Source organism: Candidatus Dormiibacterota bacterium (assembly GCA_036495095.1).
Taxonomy (GTDB): Bacteria; Chloroflexota; Dormibacteria; order Aeolococcales; family Aeolococcaceae; genus CF-96.
This window is the reverse complement of sequence record DASXNK010000046.1, coordinates 1-14,636: the sequence shown is the minus strand read 5'-3', so window position 1 is coordinate 14,636 and position 14,636 is coordinate 1. Positions and strand designations below refer to the sequence as shown.

Genomic DNA, 14,636 nt, shown 5'->3' with positions numbered 1-14,636 from the left:
GCTCGGCGGTCTCGCCACCGGCGTCTTCGCCTCGCCGAACATGATCCAGTACCTGGGCACCAAGGGAAACCCGGACGTCAGCTTCGCGGGCGTGATCCACGGGAACCCGCACCAGCTGCTGGTCCAGGCGTTCGCGCTGGGCGTGATCATCGTCTGGAATGCCGTCGCCACCTTCATCATCCTCAAGCTGATCAGCCTGGTCGTGAAGCTGCGGATGTCCGACGCCGAGATGGAGGCCGGTGACGTCGTCGTCCACGGCGAGGAGGTGATCGACGTGGTGGGCGTGTCCGTGCCCATCCTGGACGGCATTCCCGCGCTCGCGGGCGTCGGCGCCGGCGACGGCAGCGGCGGACGGATCGCGGTGCAGCTGCGCGCCACCCTCGGCGAGGCCCTCGGGGTCGACCCCGAGAGCCTGTCCCTGCTCAGCGGAGAGCAGGCCGCCCTTGCCCTGGGGCGCCACGCGGCGCTCGAGGCCCGTCTCGCCTCGCAGGCGGCGCCGGTCGTGCCCGTCGCCCCGACCGCGGAGGCGATCGCCGGCAAGGCGCAGAACCGCAGCAATGCCAAGGCGCGTCCGGCGGCCGAGCCGGACGAGGAGTAACCGCAGCAACGGGAGCGGCCGGGCGCGCAGGCGCCCGGCCGCACCCCGTCGGGTCCGCCGGTCAGTGCGCCGGCGGGCCGAACCGGTACCCGTGGCGGCCGGCGGTGACGATCACCTCCGGCGCTGCGGGGTCGATCTCGAGCTTGGTCCGGAGCCGCCGGATGAACGTCCACAGGTAGTTGCGCTCGCTCGCGTAGGCCGGGCCCCACACCCGCTGCAGCAGCGAGCGGTGGTCGACCACCTGGCCGGCGTGCCGGGCGAGCTCGGCGATGAGCAGGTACTCGGTGGGGGAGAGGGTGACCTCGCGGCCCGCCCGGGTCACCGAGCGCGTCCCCAGGTCGACCGCGACCTCGCCGGCGGTCACCACCATCGAGGGGCCGGCCGGGGGACGCACCCGCCGCAGCACCGCCCGCAGCCGGGCGAGCAGCTCGTCGGCGCCGAAGGGCTTGGCCAGGTAGTCGTCGGCGCCCATGTCCAGGGCGCGAACCTTGTCGGCCTCCTCGCCGCGGGCGCTGATGACGATCACCGACGGCGCCCGGCGGCCCTGGAGCGACCCCAGGATCCGCCAGCCGTCGACGAAGGGCAGCCCGATGTCGAGCAGGACCACGTCGTACTCCCCGGAGCGGATCGCCTCCCCGGCGGCCAGCCCGTCGGCGACGGCGGTCACCGTGTAGCCCGCCCGCTCGGCGTTGGTCACGATCGCCTGGCGCAGGGCGCGGTCGTCCTCGACCACCAGCACCGCGGCGGGCGCACCCGCCTCGGAGACGTGAGCAGTCACCCGGCCAGGGTATCCGGGTGTGGCCGGGCGAGGCCTCGAGGGGCCCGCGGCTATACTCGATCCCATGGCGGAGACAGGCGTCGTGCAGGCGGTGGAGCGTGCGCTGAGCACGGTGATGGAGCCCGAGCTCCACAAGGACCTGATGACCCTCCGGATGGTCCAGGACATCCGGGTGGACGGCGGCACCGCCTTCATGCGGGTCGTGCTGACCACCCCCGCCTGCCCGCTCAAGGACCGCATCCAGCGGGACATCGAGGCCGCGGTGGTGGGCTCGGTGCCGGGTGTCGAGCGGATCGAGATCACCTGGGACGCCAATGTCACCGCCACCCGCGGAATCCCCGGCCGCAAGGAGATCGTCGGGGTGCGCAACGTGATCGCGGTGAGCGCCGGCAAGGGCGGTGTGGGCAAGACCACGGTGAGCGTCAACGTCGCTCTCGCGCTGCTCCAGGCGGGGGCGCGGGTGGGCCTGCTCGACGCCGACGTCTACGGGCCCAACGTGCCGATCATGCTCGGGCTCACCGGCCAGCCGGAGGCGATGGGCGATCGCATCCTCCCGCTCACCGGCTACGGCCTGAAGGCGATGTCGATCGGCCTCATGCTCAAGCCCGACCAGGCGGTGGTGTGGCGCGGCCCGATGCTGTCGGGCGCGATCCGCCAGTTCCTCTACGACGTCGACTGGGGCGAGCTCGACTACCTGGTGGTCGACCTCCCCCCGGGCACCGGCGACGCCCAGCTGTCGCTGGCCCAGAGCATCCCGCTCACCGGCGCGGTCATCGTCACCACCCCGCAGGACGTCTCGATCGCCGACGTCAGCCGGGGCATCCAGATGTTCCGGCAGCTCAAGGTGCCGGTGCTCGGGGTGATCGAGAACATGAGCGGCTACGTCTGCGCCCACTGCGGCGAGACCACCGAGATCTTCGGCAAGGGCGGAGGCCGCGACCTCGCCGGCCGCTACCGCCTGACCTTCCTCGGGGAGATCCCGCTCGATCCGCGCATCCGCATCGGTGGCGGCGAGGGACAGCCGATCATGGTCGCCGCCCCCGACAGCCCGATGAGCGCGGTCTTCCGCAACGTGGCCTCCCACATCGCCGCCGAGGTGAGCAAGGAGAACTTCCGCGCCTCGGCGGGACCGGTGATGCCGAGCGGGCCGCGGCTGCCGATCAAGACCTAGGTGGGACGCAGCGCGGTGGCGCCGGGCCGCGGGCTGCGGGAGGCGTCGCCGGCCGGTCCGGAGCGGCCCGCCGGGAGCGACGCCCCGCGGCGGCGGGCGCTGCGCATCGCCCTGGTGGTGGGCGCGTTCATCGGGATGGTCGACGCCACCATCGTCGCCGTGGCCGCCGAGCCGATGGCGCGCCACTTCGGCATCTCCCCCGCGGCGGCGCAGCAGACGCTGAGCGTCTACCTGGTCACGGTCACCGCGACCGTGCCGGTGCTCGGCCGGCTCGGCGACCGCCTCGGCCGCCGCGAGGCGTACCTGGCCGGCTTCGCGGTCTTCGCGGTGGGCTCGGTGATCGCCGCCCTGGCGCCGTACTTCGGGATCCTCCTCGCCGGCCGCGCGGTGCAGGCGGTGGGCGGCGGCCTGCTCACCGCCGGCAGCCTGGCGCTCACCGCCGAGCACGCCCGTCCCCGCGGCGCCGGCCGGGCGGTGGCGGTGCTGGTGATCGCCCAGGCCATCGCCGGGCTGCTGGGGCCGCCGGTGGGCGGTGCGCTGGTGGCGATCTGGGGGTGGCAGGCGGTGTTCTGGGCGGGCCTGCCGCTGGCCGTGCTGGGGCTGGTGATCACCCTGCGGGCGGTGCCCCGCAGCGCTCCCGGCGGCCGCGCCGCCCGCCTCGACCTGCCCGGGGCCGTCGGCCTCGCGGCCCTGCTCCTCGGCCTCGGCGCCGGGGTCGCCTCGATCCCCGGCCCGGCGCTCGGCGACTGGCCGGCCGCCCGGTGGCTGCTGGTGGCCGCGGCCGGCGGGCTGGTGCTCGTCCTCGCCGAGGTGCGCGGCAGCGCGCCGATCATCGACCGCCGCTGGCTCGGCGGCCGCTTCGGCGCCGCCACCCTCGCCACCCTGCTCAGCACCGGCTCGCTGATGTCCTGCTTCGCCCTGCTGCCGTTCTGGCTGGAGAACGCCCACGGGGCGAGCGCCGCGGTGGCCGGGGTCGCCTTCATCCCCATCGGCGTGGGGATCGCGCTCACCTCCCGCCGGGGCGGGCGCCTCGGCGACTCCGGCCGCACCGCCACCACCACCGCGGCGGGGATGCTGATCGCCGCCGCCGGCTTCCTGCTCTCCGCCCTCGCCGCCGCCGCGTACCTGCCGGCGCTCCTCCCCGTCGGCCTGCTGGTGCTCGGCTGCGGCAACGGACTGTTCTCGTCCGCGAACACCGCCGCCGCCCTGGCGACCGCCCCGCGCAGCGCCCTCGGCGGCGCCGCCGGCTTCCTCAGCACCGCGCGGAACGCCGGCGTGATCCTCGGGCTGGGGGTCACCGGTGCCGCCTACACCGCGGCGATCCGCGGCGGCCACCACGGCGCCGACCGGGCCGCGGGCGCGCTCTTCGCCGGCACCGCGCTGATCTGCACCGCCGTCGCCCTGCTCGCCCACCTCACCTACCGGCCGCTGCGGGCGAGCGCGGTCGCCGCCCCTCCCGCCGCGCCCGCCGACCTCGCCGCCGGCGGCTGATGGCCCGGGCCCCGCTGGTCGCCGTCTGCGGCCCGGGTCGGGCCACCGCGGAGGAGGAGTGGCTCGCCGAGGCGGTCGGCCGCGGCCTCGCGGAGGCGGGCGCGGTGGTGCTCTGCGGCGGTCTCGGCGGGGTGATGGCGGCCGCCGCCCGCGGGGCCCGGGCGGCGGGCGGGCTGTGCGTCGGGCTGCTGCCCGGCGACGATCCCGAGGAGGCGGCTCCCGAGGTCGGGCTCGCCCTCCCCACCGGCCTCGGCGAGCTGCGCAACGGCGTGCTGGTCCGCGCCTGTGCAGCGGTGGTGGCGATCGGCGGTGCCCATGGCACCCTGAGCGAGATCGCCCTGGCGCTGCGGATCGGCCGGCCGGTGGTGGGCCTCCACACCTGGGAGCTGCGCGCCCCCGGCGCTGCCGGGCCCGACCCCGGGGTGGTGACCGCCGGATCCGCGGCGGAGGCGGTGGACCGGGTGCTGACGGCAATCGCGCGCCGCGGCGATGTACTTGGCGATGTACTTTGAGTCCATGAGCGTCGTCCGCCGCCTCAAGATGGTGTTCCAGCAGAAGGCCAACCGGGTGCTCGACAGGGCCGAGAACCCCGCCGAGGCCCTCGACCTCTCCTACGAGAAGATGCTCGAGAACCTGCAGACGGTGCGCCGCAGCATCGCCGACGTCCTCACCTCGCAGAAGCGGCTCGAGGCCCAGCGCGACACCCTGCAGCAGCAGTTCGAGACCCTCCAGGGGCACGCCCGCGTCGCCGTCGAGCAGGGGCAGGACGACCTCGCCCGCACCGCCCTCTCCCGAGCCCAGCTGGTGGGAGTCCAGATCGATGGCCTCGACCCGCAGATCGAGCAGCTGCGCCAGCAGGAGCAGCAGCTCGAGGTGGTGGGGGAGAGGCTCCGTGGCAAGGTCGAGGCATTCCGCGGCCAGCGCGAGACCATGAAGGCGCAGTACTCGGCGGCGAAGGCGAGCACCAGGGCGATGGAGGGGGTGACCGGCCTCTCCGAGCAGATGGCCGACGTCTCGCTGATGATCGATCGTGCCCAGGGGAAGGTGGCGGACATGAGGGCGCGGGCGGCCGCCGTCGGCCAGCTCGCCGAGACCGGGGCGCTCGACACCCTCGGCCCCGGCGACGACCTCGAGGCCCGGCTGCGCATCAGCGCCGCCGAGGCCACCGTCGACCGGCAGCTGCTGGAGATGAAGCGCCAGCTCGCCCTGGAGGCGCCGGCGGAGCGGCCCCGCCTGGAGGCGGCGGGCATCGTCGTGCGCATCGCCGGCGATGACCAGTACCGTCTCCCCGCCAACGCCCGCTCCGCGCTGGAGGGGCTGGACGAGGATCTCGCCCGCGCCATCGAGCAGGACAGCGCCGAGGACTTCTCGCGGCTGACCCGCCGGCTCGTGACCTTCGTGAACGACATGGGTGAGCGGCTGCCCCGGGACGAGGTGCGGGCGTCCGACCTGATCGTCCCCGCCGCGGACATGAGCCTGGCCGATGCGAGGAAGCTGCTCGACGCAGGAGCGCCGGGAGCCGGCTCCTGAGCCACCGCGGGCCACCCGGCTCAGCCGAGCACCGCGTCCGACGCCGCGTTCAGTGCCGACACCGCGCGCTCGTCGTCGGTGAACACCCGGATCTGGAGGCTGTGCTGGGGCAGTCGCGCCACCAGCTCGGCGGTGCGGCTGTGCAGCACCTCGCCGCGCAGCGGGTCCCAGATGGCGACCATGCCGTCCTCGGCCATCGGGTTGTGGGGAGCGACGCTGATGCTGGCGACGTCAAGCTCGAAGCGCACCCCGCGCAGCGCCGCCGGCAGCGCGTCGACGATCCGCTCGCGAAGGTCGCCGAGGTCGGTGCCGGTGCGGGCGCTGATCTCGAAGGCGAGGTGCCAGGGGAGGCGGCGCTCGGTGATCCGCGCCCAGGCCTGGGCGAGGCGGTGCTCGGAGCCTCCGGCCGGGGCGCGCCGCCAGCGCTCCACCGCCTCCAGCAGCGACCAGTCGGTGAGGGCGCGGTAGTCGTCGAGGTGGTCGAGCGGGCTCCCGGGGAGAAGGTGCTCGACGGTCTCGGCGAAGATCTCCCGCATCGACAGGTCGATGCGGCGCACGGTGCGGTGGAAGTAGATGTTGGTGTAGAGGTAGAGCCGTGCCTGCAGGAACATCTGCAGCGCCGCCGCGGCGTGGCCGTGGAGCACCACGGTGTCGCCGCTGACGAACGTGTAGTGCACCAGCCGGCGGACGTCGACGGCGCCGGCGCTCACCCCGCACATGTAGGCGTCGCGGGGCACGTAGTCGAGGTTGTCGACGGTCGCGGGCCCGCAGAGCAGCGGCTTGCAGGCGCGCAGCCATGCCGGGGGCTGATAGCCGTCCATCTCCGCCGGCGCCATCACCCACGCCACCCAGCGGGGGTCGACGCTCTCGCCGGAGGCGAAGCCGCCGCCGGGGCCGGCGCGGAGCGAGTCGATCAGGTCGCCGAGCTGCTCGGTGACCAGGTGGCGGCCGACGTCCTCGTGGTCGATGCCGTGGTGGGCGAGCACCTCGCGGTCGAAGAAGTGGCCGAAGGGGCCGTGGCCGACGTCGTGGAGCAGCCCGGCGAGCCGCAGCGTCTCCTCGACCAGGGCGGGCGACGGCGCGTCGGGGAAGGCGGCCCGCAGCGAGGCGTCGACCCGGCGGGCGAAGAGGCTGGCGAGGTGCATCGAGCCGAGCAGGTGGGAGAAGCGGGAGTGCTCGGCGGTGGGGAAGACCCACCACGCCGACTGGAGCTGGTGGATGCGGCGCAGCCGCTGCAGCCAGCCGCTGTCGAGCAGCTGCTGCTCGCCGGGCGCGCCGTGGCCCGATTTCGTGATCTCGATGTAGCCGTGGAGCGGATCGGAGATGAGGTTCACCTCGCCGAAGCGCGCCGCCGCGTCCATCGCCCGAGATGGTAGCCGGGGTGAGCGGACGGGGTTACCCGGTGGCGCCGCCCAGGCTGCGCACCGAGCGCACCATCGCGGCGAGACCACCCACCGAGTCGGGGTGCTGCTCGCGCCAGAGCGCATAGCAGTCGAAGAAGGCCGCGGTGGGATGGGAGAGCCGCCGGAAGGCGTTCAGCCGCTCCTCGTGGAGGCTGCAGTTGAACTGCAGGGCGCGGAGCAGCCGGTCGCCCTGGACGTTGCGCAGGCGGCGGTCGTCGCGCACCCAGAGCAGCGCCAGCAGGGCGACGCCGGCCGCGCTGGCGACGCCGACCGCGATCACCAGGTTGGAGGCCACCGTGACGGTGGCGGCGTGGCTCTGGGCGAGCACCACGGCGGCGACGCCGACGGCGGCGACGAGCACGGCCAGGCCGAGCCGCTGGCGGCGGTTGCGGGCGAGCATGTGGCGGTAGCTGCGGTGATAGCTCTCGCAGAGGCGCTGGATGTTGGGGGACGCCTCCAGCAGCTCCGGGGCGGTGGGCAGCATGGTGCTGTCACGGGCCGTGGACGGCGTCGCCGCCTCCACGCTGGGCTGGGCCGGCACCCGCGCCGGGGTGTCGGCGGCGAGCAGCGCGGCGCGCAGCGCCTGGTTGGACGAGGCGTCGGCGGCGGGGGGGCGGGCCTGCATGTCCACGTTCTACCCCGGCGTGCGTCCGCCCCGACCGGCGGTCGACACTTCGTCACCAACGCGTCAGGCCGCTGTCTGCCAGTAGCATCGGCTCGCCATGAGCTTGCCGGTCGCCTGCACCGTGGCGGGCAGCGATCCCTCCGCCGGGGCCGGTCTGCAGGCCGACCTCAAGACCTTCGCCGCCTGCGGGGTCTACGGCGCCAGCGTGGTGACGGCGGTCACCGCGCAGAACACCACCGGGGTCGGTGCCGTCCATCTCATCCCCGCGGACGTCGTCGCCGCCCAGATCGACGCGGTGGCCGCCGACCTCGCCCCGGCGGCGTGGAAGACCGGCATGCTCGGCGACGCCGCCCTGGTCGCCGCCGTCGCCGCGGGGCTTCGCCTCCACCGCGCCGTCAACCTGGTGGTCGACCCGGTGATGCGCTCGACCTCGGGGCGGGCGCTGCTCTCCGAACCGGGGGTGGACGCGCTCCGCACCCTGCTGCTGCCCCTGGCGACGGTGGTCACCCCCAACCGCGCGGAGGCGGCGGCGCTCACCGGCCGGCGGGTCGGCACCGTGGCGGAGGCCCGCGAGGCGGGGTGGGCGCTCTGCGCCCTGGGTCCGCGGGTCGCCGTGGTCACCGGCGGCGACCTTCCCGGCGCCCGGGTCGTCGACGTCGTCTGCGAGGTGGCGACCGGCCGGTGCCTGGAGCTCGAGCACCCCCGGGTGCCCGGTCGCGGCACCCACGGCACCGGCTGCACCCTCAGCGCGGCGGTGGCCGCGTTCCTCGCCCGCGGGACGGCGCCGCTCGACGCCGTCGCCAGCGCCCGGGCCTACGTCCGGACGGCGCTGCTGCGCGCCCCCGGTCTCGGCGCCGGGCACGGCCCGCTCGGCCACCTCGATCCCGCGCCGGCCGTGGTGGTGCGCGCCCCGCTCGGCGAGGGCTGACGGTGCGCCTGCCGCGGCTGCGCGACCGCGGCGGCGACCCCGCCGAGCGGCTCGAGCTCGCCGCCCGGGCGCTCGAGGACGGCGATCCCCGCCGCGCCCTCGACCTCGCCACCGGGGCGCTGCGCGAGGCCCGCCGCGGCGGAGCCGGCGGCGAGGTGGTCGAGGCGCTGCTGCTCCGCGCCGGCGCCCTCTTCGAGCTCGAGCGCTTCGCCGACGCCCGCAAGGATGCCTCCCGCGCCTGCCAGGCCGCGCCCGACAACCCCTCCGCCTGGATGGAGCTCGCCGAGTGCGCCTACCGCTGTGCCGAGTTCGCGGAGGCGGGTGCCGCGGCGCGCACCGGCCTCGACCTCGACCCCGAGGACGCCGACGGCTGGCACCTGCTCGGCCGCCTCTCGCTCTGGGAGGAGGACGGGGCCGCCGCCGACGCCGCCTTCCGCCGCGCCGCCCGGCTCGACCCCGAGGAATACGTGGTGCCGGTGCGCATCGCCTCGGGCGAGTTCGACCGCACCGCCGCGCAGATCTGGGCCACGATCCCCGCGGCCTTCCAGGCGCGGTTGCGCAACGCCCTGGTGGTGGTCGAGCCGCTGCCCGACGCCGACGAGGTTGCCAGGGGCTTCGACCCCGACACCCTGGGCATCTACGAGGGCGGCACCGCGCTCGCCGGCGACGACTGGCCAGAGCGCATCGTGCTCTACCAGCGCAACCACGAGAACGTCTGCGGCAGCCTCGGAGCGCTGCGCGAGGAGATCCGGCGCACGGTGCTGCACGAGGTCGGGCATCACTTCGGCATGGACGAGCACGAGCTGCCGTACTGAGTCGTCCCGGCGGAGCTCTACCATGAGCCCGCATGCAGGTCCCGTACGAGATCAGGTACCGGCGGGGCGTCCACCTGCCCGCGCTCGACCTCTGGATCGACGCGCGCGCGGGTCGTGATCTGGCGGTGGTGAGCCACGCCCATGGCGACCACATCGCCCGCCACCGCCGCTCGATCTGCACCGAGGCGACCCGCCGGGTGATGGCCCTGCGCACCGGGTCGCGCCGCCGCCGGCGGGCCGCCACCGCCGAGCCGCCGGGCGTCGGGCTCGCCTTCGGCGAGGAGGTCGAGCACCGCGACGCCGTGCTCTCGCTGCACCCCGCCGGTCACGTGCTCGGCTCCAGCCAGGTGCTGGTGAGCCATCGCGGGGTGCGCCTCGTGTACAGCGGTGACATCAAGCTGCGCGCCGCCCATACCGCCGAGCCGCTCGAGCACATCGAGTGCGACGTCCTCATCGTCGAGGCCACCTTCGGCCGTCCCCAGTTCCGCTTCCCGCCCACCGACGCGGTGGTGCGGGCGATCTCCGACTTCTGCCTCGACAGCGTCGCCGCGGGGGTCACGCCGGTGCTCTTCGCCTACTCGCTGGGCAAGGGCCAGGAGGTGCTCTCCCACCTCGCCGGGGCGGGGCTGCCGGTGGTGCTCTGCGGCTCGCTCTTCACCGTCACCGAGATCTACCGGGCGATGGGAGTGCGGCTGCCCTCGGCGCAGCCCTGCGGGGGCACGCTCCCCCCGGGCGCGGTGGTGATCTGCCCGCCGCACCTGCGGGGGCGGTCGTGGGTGGAGCGGATCAGCCCGCGGCGCACCGCCTACATCAGCGGCTGGGCGGTGGAGCGGGGCGCATGCCTGCGCCACGGCTGCGACGCCGCCTTCGCGCTCAGCGACCACGCCGACTTCGACGAGCTCCTGCGCTACGTCGAGCGCAGCCGCGCCCAGCAGGTGTACACGCTCTTCGGCTTCGCCGAGGACCTCGCCCACCAGTTGCGCCGCCGCGGCGTCCGCGCCGAGGCGCTGGCGGCGAGCCGGCAGCTCGAGCTCGGCCTCGGCTGATGCGCCGCTTCGCCGAGTGCGCCGACGCGATCGCGGCCACCTCCTCGAAGCTGGAGAAGGTGCGCATCCTCGGCGAGTACCTGGCCTCGCTCGACGTCGACCGCCTCGCCGTCGCCACCCGTTTCTTCGCCGGCCGGATCTTCCCCGCCTGGGATGGGCGGGTGCTGATGGTCGGCTTCGCGGCGATGCGCAGCGTGCTCCTCGCGCTCACCGGCGCCGGCGACGCCGAGCTGGCAGGGTCGTACCGCCGTCACGCCGACAGCGGGGACGTGGTGCGTGACCTGCTCGAGGGCGCCGGCCACAGCGGCCCAGGGCTCGACCTGCTCGAGGTTGCGGCCGGTTTCGACCGGATCGCCTCGACCACCGGCACCGGCGCCCGGACCGTGCTGCTCACCGCGCTGCTGCGCGCCTGTACACCGGACCAGGCGCGCTACGTCACCAAGCTGATCAGCGGGGACATGCGCATCGGGCTGCGCGAGGGGCTGGTGGAGGAGGCGGTGGCCCGTGCCTTCGGGCGTCCCCCCGCGGCGGTGACCCGGGCCGACATGCTGATGGGTGACCTCGGCGCGGTGGCGGTGCTCGCCGCCGAGGACCGCCTCGCCGAAGCCGCGCCGCGGCTGGGGGCGCCGCTGCGCTACATGCTCGCCTCGCCGGTCGCCGACGCCGACGAGGTGGTGGCCCGGATGGGCGAGGAGGTGTGGGTCGAGGACAAGTACGACGGCATCCGCTGCCAGCTCCACCGGGGGCCGGAGCGCACCGTCCTCTACAGCCGCGACCTCCGCGACATCACCGGGCAGTTCCCCGAGATCGTCGAGGCGGCCGCGGGTCTGCCCGGCGAGATGGTCCTCGACGGCGAGCTGCTCGGCTTCCGCAACGGCCGTGTGCTGCCCTTCTCCGAGCTCCAGACCCGGCTGGGGCGCAAGTCGCCGAGCCGGGCGGTGCTCGACGCGGTGCCGGTCGTGTACACCGCCTGGGACCTGCTCCACCAGGGCGGCGAATGGCTGCTCGACACCCCGCTGCGGGAGCGCCGCGAGCGGCTCGAGGAGCTGCGCCTCGGCGGCCGGTTCGCCGTCGCCCACCTCGAGCGCGCCACCGGCGCCGCCGAGGTCGACGCCCTCTTCGCCGACGCGCGGGCGCGGCTCAACGAGGGGCTGATGGCCAAGAACCCCGAGTCGGCCTACACGCCGGGGCGGCGCGGGCTCGCCTGGCTGAAGCTGAAGCGGCCGCTCGACACCCTCGACTGTGTGGTGGTCGGCGCCGAGTGGGGCAACGGCAAGCGGCGGGGCGTGCTCAGCGATGTCACCTTCGCGGTGCGCGTCGCCGAGGGGTCCGACGAGCTCGCCACCGTGGGCAAGGCGTACACGGGTCTCACCGACGTCGAGATCGCGGAGATGACCCGGCTGCTGCTCGACTCCACCGTCACCGACCACGGTCACCACCGCACGGTGCGGCCGGAGATCGTCATCGAGGTGGCGTTCGACTCGGTGCAGCAGTCGACCCGCCACCGCTCCGGGTACGCGCTGCGATTCCCCCGCATCGCCCGCTGGCGTCACGACAAGGGGCCGGACGACATCGACACCCTCGACCGGGTGCGCCAGATCGCGACCGCGCTCGTCGAGCAGCGCGAGCAGCGCGTCGACCAGGCCTGAGCGTCAGCCGGCGCCGTCCGGGGGGTCGAGCACGGGCGCGAAGAGCGCGGGGGTGTCCATCGAGGGGTCGCCGACCCGCTCGAAGACGGCGAAGCGGCTGCGCAGCGCGGCGTACTGGGTGGCGAGGGCGGGGTCGCCGTAGGCCTCGACAGGGTCCCACGGATGGAGGTAGCGGACCTCGGTGATGCCCGCCTGGAGCAGCTCCTTCAGGCATCCGAAGCAGGGCTGGGTGGTGCTCGTCACCGAGGCGCCGAGGGTGCGCTGGCCGAAGCGCGCGGCGGTGAGCAGCGCGTTCTGCTCGGCGTGGACGCACAGGCAGACGTCGTAGGCGCCGCCGCGCAGGAACGGCCCGGCGTCGCGGTTGGCGCAGCGGTGGCAGCCGCCCTCGGAGCAGTTGGGCATGCCGAAGGGGGTGCCGTTGTAGCCGGTGGAGAGCACCCGTCCCTCGAGCCAGATCACGGCGCCGACCCGCCGGCCGAGGCAGTCGGCGCGGGTGCGCGCCGCGAGGGCGATGAGCAGCATGTAGAGCTGCTTGTCGGGCCGGCGCACCCGGCCCTCCGGCGCCGGCGTGGCGCCGCCGGTGGGGTCGGAGGGGATGGTCGAGGACACGCCTCAGGGTACCGCCGCGTGCCGGTCCGGCGCGGAGGCGTGCACCGGCGCCACGTGCCCTGGCTGGAGAGCCGCCGAGGGGGTGGGTGCTGGGGTGGATGACCTACGATGGCCATGGGCCAATGAGCCCATGGTCGGCGGTGGGGAGGTGAGGGCGATGCGAACGCGGCGGGCCACACTGACGGGGGTGGCCGCGGGGACGCTGCTGGTGCTGACGGGGTGCGGCAACGGCGGCACGGGCGTGCTCGCCACCCCGCCCCCGGACGGACCCCAGCCGGTTCCGGCAGGGACGGCCGCGGCCGCGGTGATCAGGGAGAGCGACGAGCTCGCCTTCGGCCCCGCCACCACGACCGTCGCGGTCGGGAACGTGGTCGAGTGGCGCAATGCCGGGACCACCCCGCACAACGTGACCTTCGACGGCTACGTCCAGTCGTCGTCGATGCAGGGTGGTGAGAGCTTCCGCCTGCGCTTCCCCAAACCCGGGAGCTTCGCCTACGTCTGCACCTACCACGCCGGGATGGGCGGGACGATCACCGTCCACTGATCCCGGGCCCGAGACTCCGGGGCGCACCGCCGGCGGCCTCGGACCGCGGGGCTCTTCAGCTCCCGACCGGTGATCGAAATCAGGCTGGGCGGGGCAGGATTCGAACCTGCGACCCAAGGGTTATGAGCTACGCCGTACCGGGGTCGCCGGAGGCCTTCTGAGATCACGGCGCAAGTTTGTGAGCTGGGCGAACGTCATCGTGAGCCAGCGAGCGTCACCCCGGCTGATACCAGGATTTGATACTCGATGCGTCGGGCGGCGGTAAGAGCCGGCCTGCGCCGGACGCCAGCCGCTGGTCCGGTCGCCCCTACAGCCGCTGCCGGGTTCGTTCCCGATCCGCGATCCTCGCCACGCCCCCTCAACTCAGCCCGACGGAACTAGTCGGTCCCGGAGCCTGACCGGGACCAGACGAGAGAGGATGCGGCGGAGCGTCGTGCCCGTGCGGAGGTGCGGGGCTGGCCGGCGATCACGGGCCGACAGCGCCGCAATCGGGGCTGGCAGGGACGAAAGCGTGGCAACCGTGAGGTGGGGCGCGGCCTCCAGGTCAAGGGCGCGACGAAGGAGGAGCGCCGCCTCGGACACCGGATCACCCACTGCGGCGAGAACCTGATCTTCCGGGCGCCGAACTGTGAGTGCGACCCCCACGCCCGTCCGTTCCATGGTGGGGCCGACCTGTGCACGAACCGGCTGTGCCACCACCGCGCGAAGGTGCGGAGCCGGAAGCTGGCGGCCCGGGTCCACGAGATGATCGGGCAACTCCGCGGCCGGGGGATCACGCGCTACGCCCTGCTGACCCTGACCTACCGCGACAGCGAGGTCCTGGACGGCTCGGTGAGCCGCTGCTGGCGGGACTCCCGCAGGCTGCGCCAGCGGAAGCTGTGGGACCAAGTGCTCGGCTGCGTCGGGACAATCGAGATCAAGCGTGGGAAGGGCTCGGGGCGGTGGCATCCCCACCTCCACGTGCTGGTGGCCCGGCCATCCTGCACCTGCCTGCGAGGCCGGCGCCTCGACGACAGCGGCCCCACGTGCGCGCATGGGAAGCCGTGGTGTCCACACGCCCTCAATCAATGTTGCGTGTCCGAGGCCTGGGGGGAGATCACTGGCGACAGCTACGTGGTCGACATCCGCGCCGTGCACGCCGACGAGGAGAGGAGCATAGAGGGTGCCGTTCGCGAGGTGGTGAAGTACTGCATCAAGCTCACCGAGGTCAGCTCCAAGGAGCGCGAGGATGGCGAGAGCGCCGTCCTGGACCTCCACCGTGCCATCCGTAGCCGTCGGCTCCTCACCACCGTCGGGGTGTTCCGGGGCCCTGCCGAGCCGGAGGACGGCTCCGCGGGCGCTCGATTACATAACCACGGCGACCCGAATAGCAAGGGCCTGTGGCGAACTGCCCTGTTGTGCACGAATTGGATGAATGGAGCCTCCAGACTGAACCGTTATGAGTGTTGC

The 14,636-nt window shown here is 74.2% G+C and carries 15 protein-coding genes; 11 read left to right on the top strand and 4 right to left on the bottom strand.

What is annotated here, in order from left to right; genetic code table 11:
• A partial coding sequence (locus VGL20_05100; GenBank protein ID HEY2703049.1) for a hypothetical protein occupies window positions 1-598 on the top strand: 598 nt, incomplete at its 5' end.
• 61 nt (window positions 599-659) lie between these two features.
• Here the strand turns inward: VGL20_05100 and VGL20_05095 are convergent.
• Window positions 660-1,376, bottom strand: a complete 717-nt coding sequence (locus VGL20_05095) for a response regulator transcription factor (protein HEY2703048.1) — start codon at window positions 1,374-1,376, stop codon at window positions 660-662.
• A gap of 64 nt (window positions 1,377-1,440) precedes the next feature.
• Here VGL20_05095 and VGL20_05090 point away from each other — a divergent pair, with 64 nt between their 5' ends.
• The 4 genes from VGL20_05090 to VGL20_05075 are packed head-to-tail and all read left to right on the top strand — an operon-like array spanning window position 1,441 to window position 5,568.
• Window positions 1,441-2,547 carry an Mrp/NBP35 family ATP-binding protein gene (locus VGL20_05090; GenBank protein HEY2703047.1) on the top strand — a complete coding sequence of 369 codons (1,107 nt, stop codon included), beginning with the start codon at window positions 1,441-1,443 and terminating at the stop codon, window positions 2,545-2,547.
• The gene (locus tag VGL20_05085; protein HEY2703046.1) at window positions 2,548-4,038 is read left to right on the top strand and encodes an MFS transporter; all 1,491 of its coding nucleotides are present in this window, start codon (window positions 2,548-2,550) and stop codon (window positions 4,036-4,038) included. It begins immediately after the preceding gene.
• The gene (locus VGL20_05080; GenBank protein ID HEY2703045.1) at window positions 4,038-4,550 is read left to right on the top strand and encodes a hypothetical protein; all 513 of its coding nucleotides are present in this window, start codon (window positions 4,038-4,040) and stop codon (window positions 4,548-4,550) included. The genes VGL20_05085 and VGL20_05080 overlap by 1 nt, the downstream gene beginning before the upstream one ends.
• 4 nt (window positions 4,551-4,554) lie before the next feature.
• Window positions 4,555-5,568 (top strand): PspA/IM30 family protein, encoded by a 1,014-nt coding sequence (locus VGL20_05075; protein ID HEY2703044.1) that lies wholly within the window; start codon window positions 4,555-4,557, stop codon window positions 5,566-5,568.
• A gap of 20 nt (window positions 5,569-5,588) precedes the next feature.
• Here VGL20_05075 and VGL20_05070 read toward each other — a convergent pair whose 3' ends face one another.
• Entirely contained in the window at window positions 5,589-6,929 is a 1,341-nt protein-coding gene (locus VGL20_05070) for an HD domain-containing protein (protein HEY2703043.1), read from the bottom strand.
• Between the two features lie 34 nt (window positions 6,930-6,963).
• Window positions 6,964-7,596 (bottom strand): hypothetical protein, encoded by a 633-nt coding sequence (locus tag VGL20_05065; GenBank protein ID HEY2703042.1) that lies wholly within the window; start codon window positions 7,594-7,596, stop codon window positions 6,964-6,966.
• Window positions 7,597-7,693: 97 nt separating this feature from the next.
• Here VGL20_05065 and thiD point away from each other — a divergent pair, with 97 nt between their 5' ends.
• Genes thiD through VGL20_05045 form a run of 4 tightly spaced genes read left to right on the top strand, consistent with a single transcriptional unit; the run spans window position 7,694 to window position 12,034 of the window.
• A complete protein-coding gene (gene thiD, locus VGL20_05060) occupies window positions 7,694-8,524 on the top strand; it encodes a bifunctional hydroxymethylpyrimidine kinase/phosphomethylpyrimidine kinase (GenBank protein HEY2703041.1) in 831 nt (276 codons plus the stop codon).
• Between the two features lie 2 nt (window positions 8,525-8,526).
• Window positions 8,527-9,339 (top strand): metallopeptidase family protein, encoded by an 813-nt coding sequence (locus VGL20_05055; GenBank protein HEY2703040.1) that lies wholly within the window; start codon window positions 8,527-8,529, stop codon window positions 9,337-9,339.
• A gap of 32 nt (window positions 9,340-9,371) precedes the next feature.
• Window positions 9,372-10,385: an MBL fold metallo-hydrolase gene (locus tag VGL20_05050; GenBank protein HEY2703039.1), complete on the top strand. Its 1,014-nt coding sequence runs from the start codon at window positions 9,372-9,374 to the stop codon at window positions 10,383-10,385.
• Window positions 10,385-12,034: an ATP-dependent DNA ligase gene (locus VGL20_05045; GenBank protein HEY2703038.1), complete on the top strand. Its 1,650-nt coding sequence runs from the start codon at window positions 10,385-10,387 to the stop codon at window positions 12,032-12,034. Before VGL20_05050 ends, VGL20_05045 begins: the two co-directional genes overlap by 1 nt.
• A 3-nt stretch (window positions 12,035-12,037) precedes the next feature.
• Here VGL20_05045 and VGL20_05040 read toward each other — a convergent pair whose 3' ends face one another.
• Window positions 12,038-12,643, bottom strand: coding sequence for a dCMP deaminase family protein (locus VGL20_05040; GenBank protein HEY2703037.1), 606 nt, complete (start codon window positions 12,641-12,643; stop codon window positions 12,038-12,040).
• Window positions 12,644-12,800: 157 nt separating this feature from the next.
• On the opposite strand from VGL20_05040, the gene VGL20_05035 reads away from it, so the two are divergent.
• Together VGL20_05035 and VGL20_05030 are read left to right on the top strand one after the other, a co-directional pair.
• Complete coding sequence (locus VGL20_05035; protein HEY2703036.1) at window positions 12,801-13,187, top strand: plastocyanin/azurin family copper-binding protein; 387 nt, start codon at window positions 12,801-12,803, stop codon at window positions 13,185-13,187.
• A gap of 525 nt (window positions 13,188-13,712) precedes the next feature.
• Window positions 13,713-14,636 (top strand): protein rep (locus VGL20_05030; protein ID HEY2703035.1); only part of this gene is annotated, 924 nt, incomplete at its 3' end.

Coding starts and splice junctions, on each gene's coding strand:
- VGL20_05090 (HEY2703047.1), top strand. CDS start 1,441: ATGGCGGAGACAGGCGTCGTGCAGGCGGTGGAGCGTGCGCTGAGCACG.
- VGL20_05080 (HEY2703045.1), top strand. CDS start 4,038: ATGGCCCGGGCCCCGCTGGTCGCCGTCTGCGGCCCGGGTCGGGCCACC.
- VGL20_05075 (HEY2703044.1), top strand. CDS start 4,555: ATGAGCGTCGTCCGCCGCCTCAAGATGGTGTTCCAGCAGAAGGCCAAC.
- VGL20_05070 (HEY2703043.1), bottom strand. CDS start 6,929: ATGGACGCGGCGGCGCGCTTCGGCGAGGTGAACCTCATCTCCGATCCG.
- VGL20_05065 (HEY2703042.1), bottom strand. CDS start 7,596: ATGCAGGCCCGCCCCCCCGCCGCCGACGCCTCGTCCAACCAGGCGCTG.
- thiD (HEY2703041.1), top strand. CDS start 7,694: ATGAGCTTGCCGGTCGCCTGCACCGTGGCGGGCAGCGATCCCTCCGCC.
- VGL20_05050 (HEY2703039.1), top strand. CDS start 9,372: ATGCAGGTCCCGTACGAGATCAGGTACCGGCGGGGCGTCCACCTGCCC.
- VGL20_05045 (HEY2703038.1), top strand. CDS start 10,385: ATGCGCCGCTTCGCCGAGTGCGCCGACGCGATCGCGGCCACCTCCTCG.
- VGL20_05035 (HEY2703036.1), top strand. CDS start 12,801: ATGCGAACGCGGCGGGCCACACTGACGGGGGTGGCCGCGGGGACGCTG.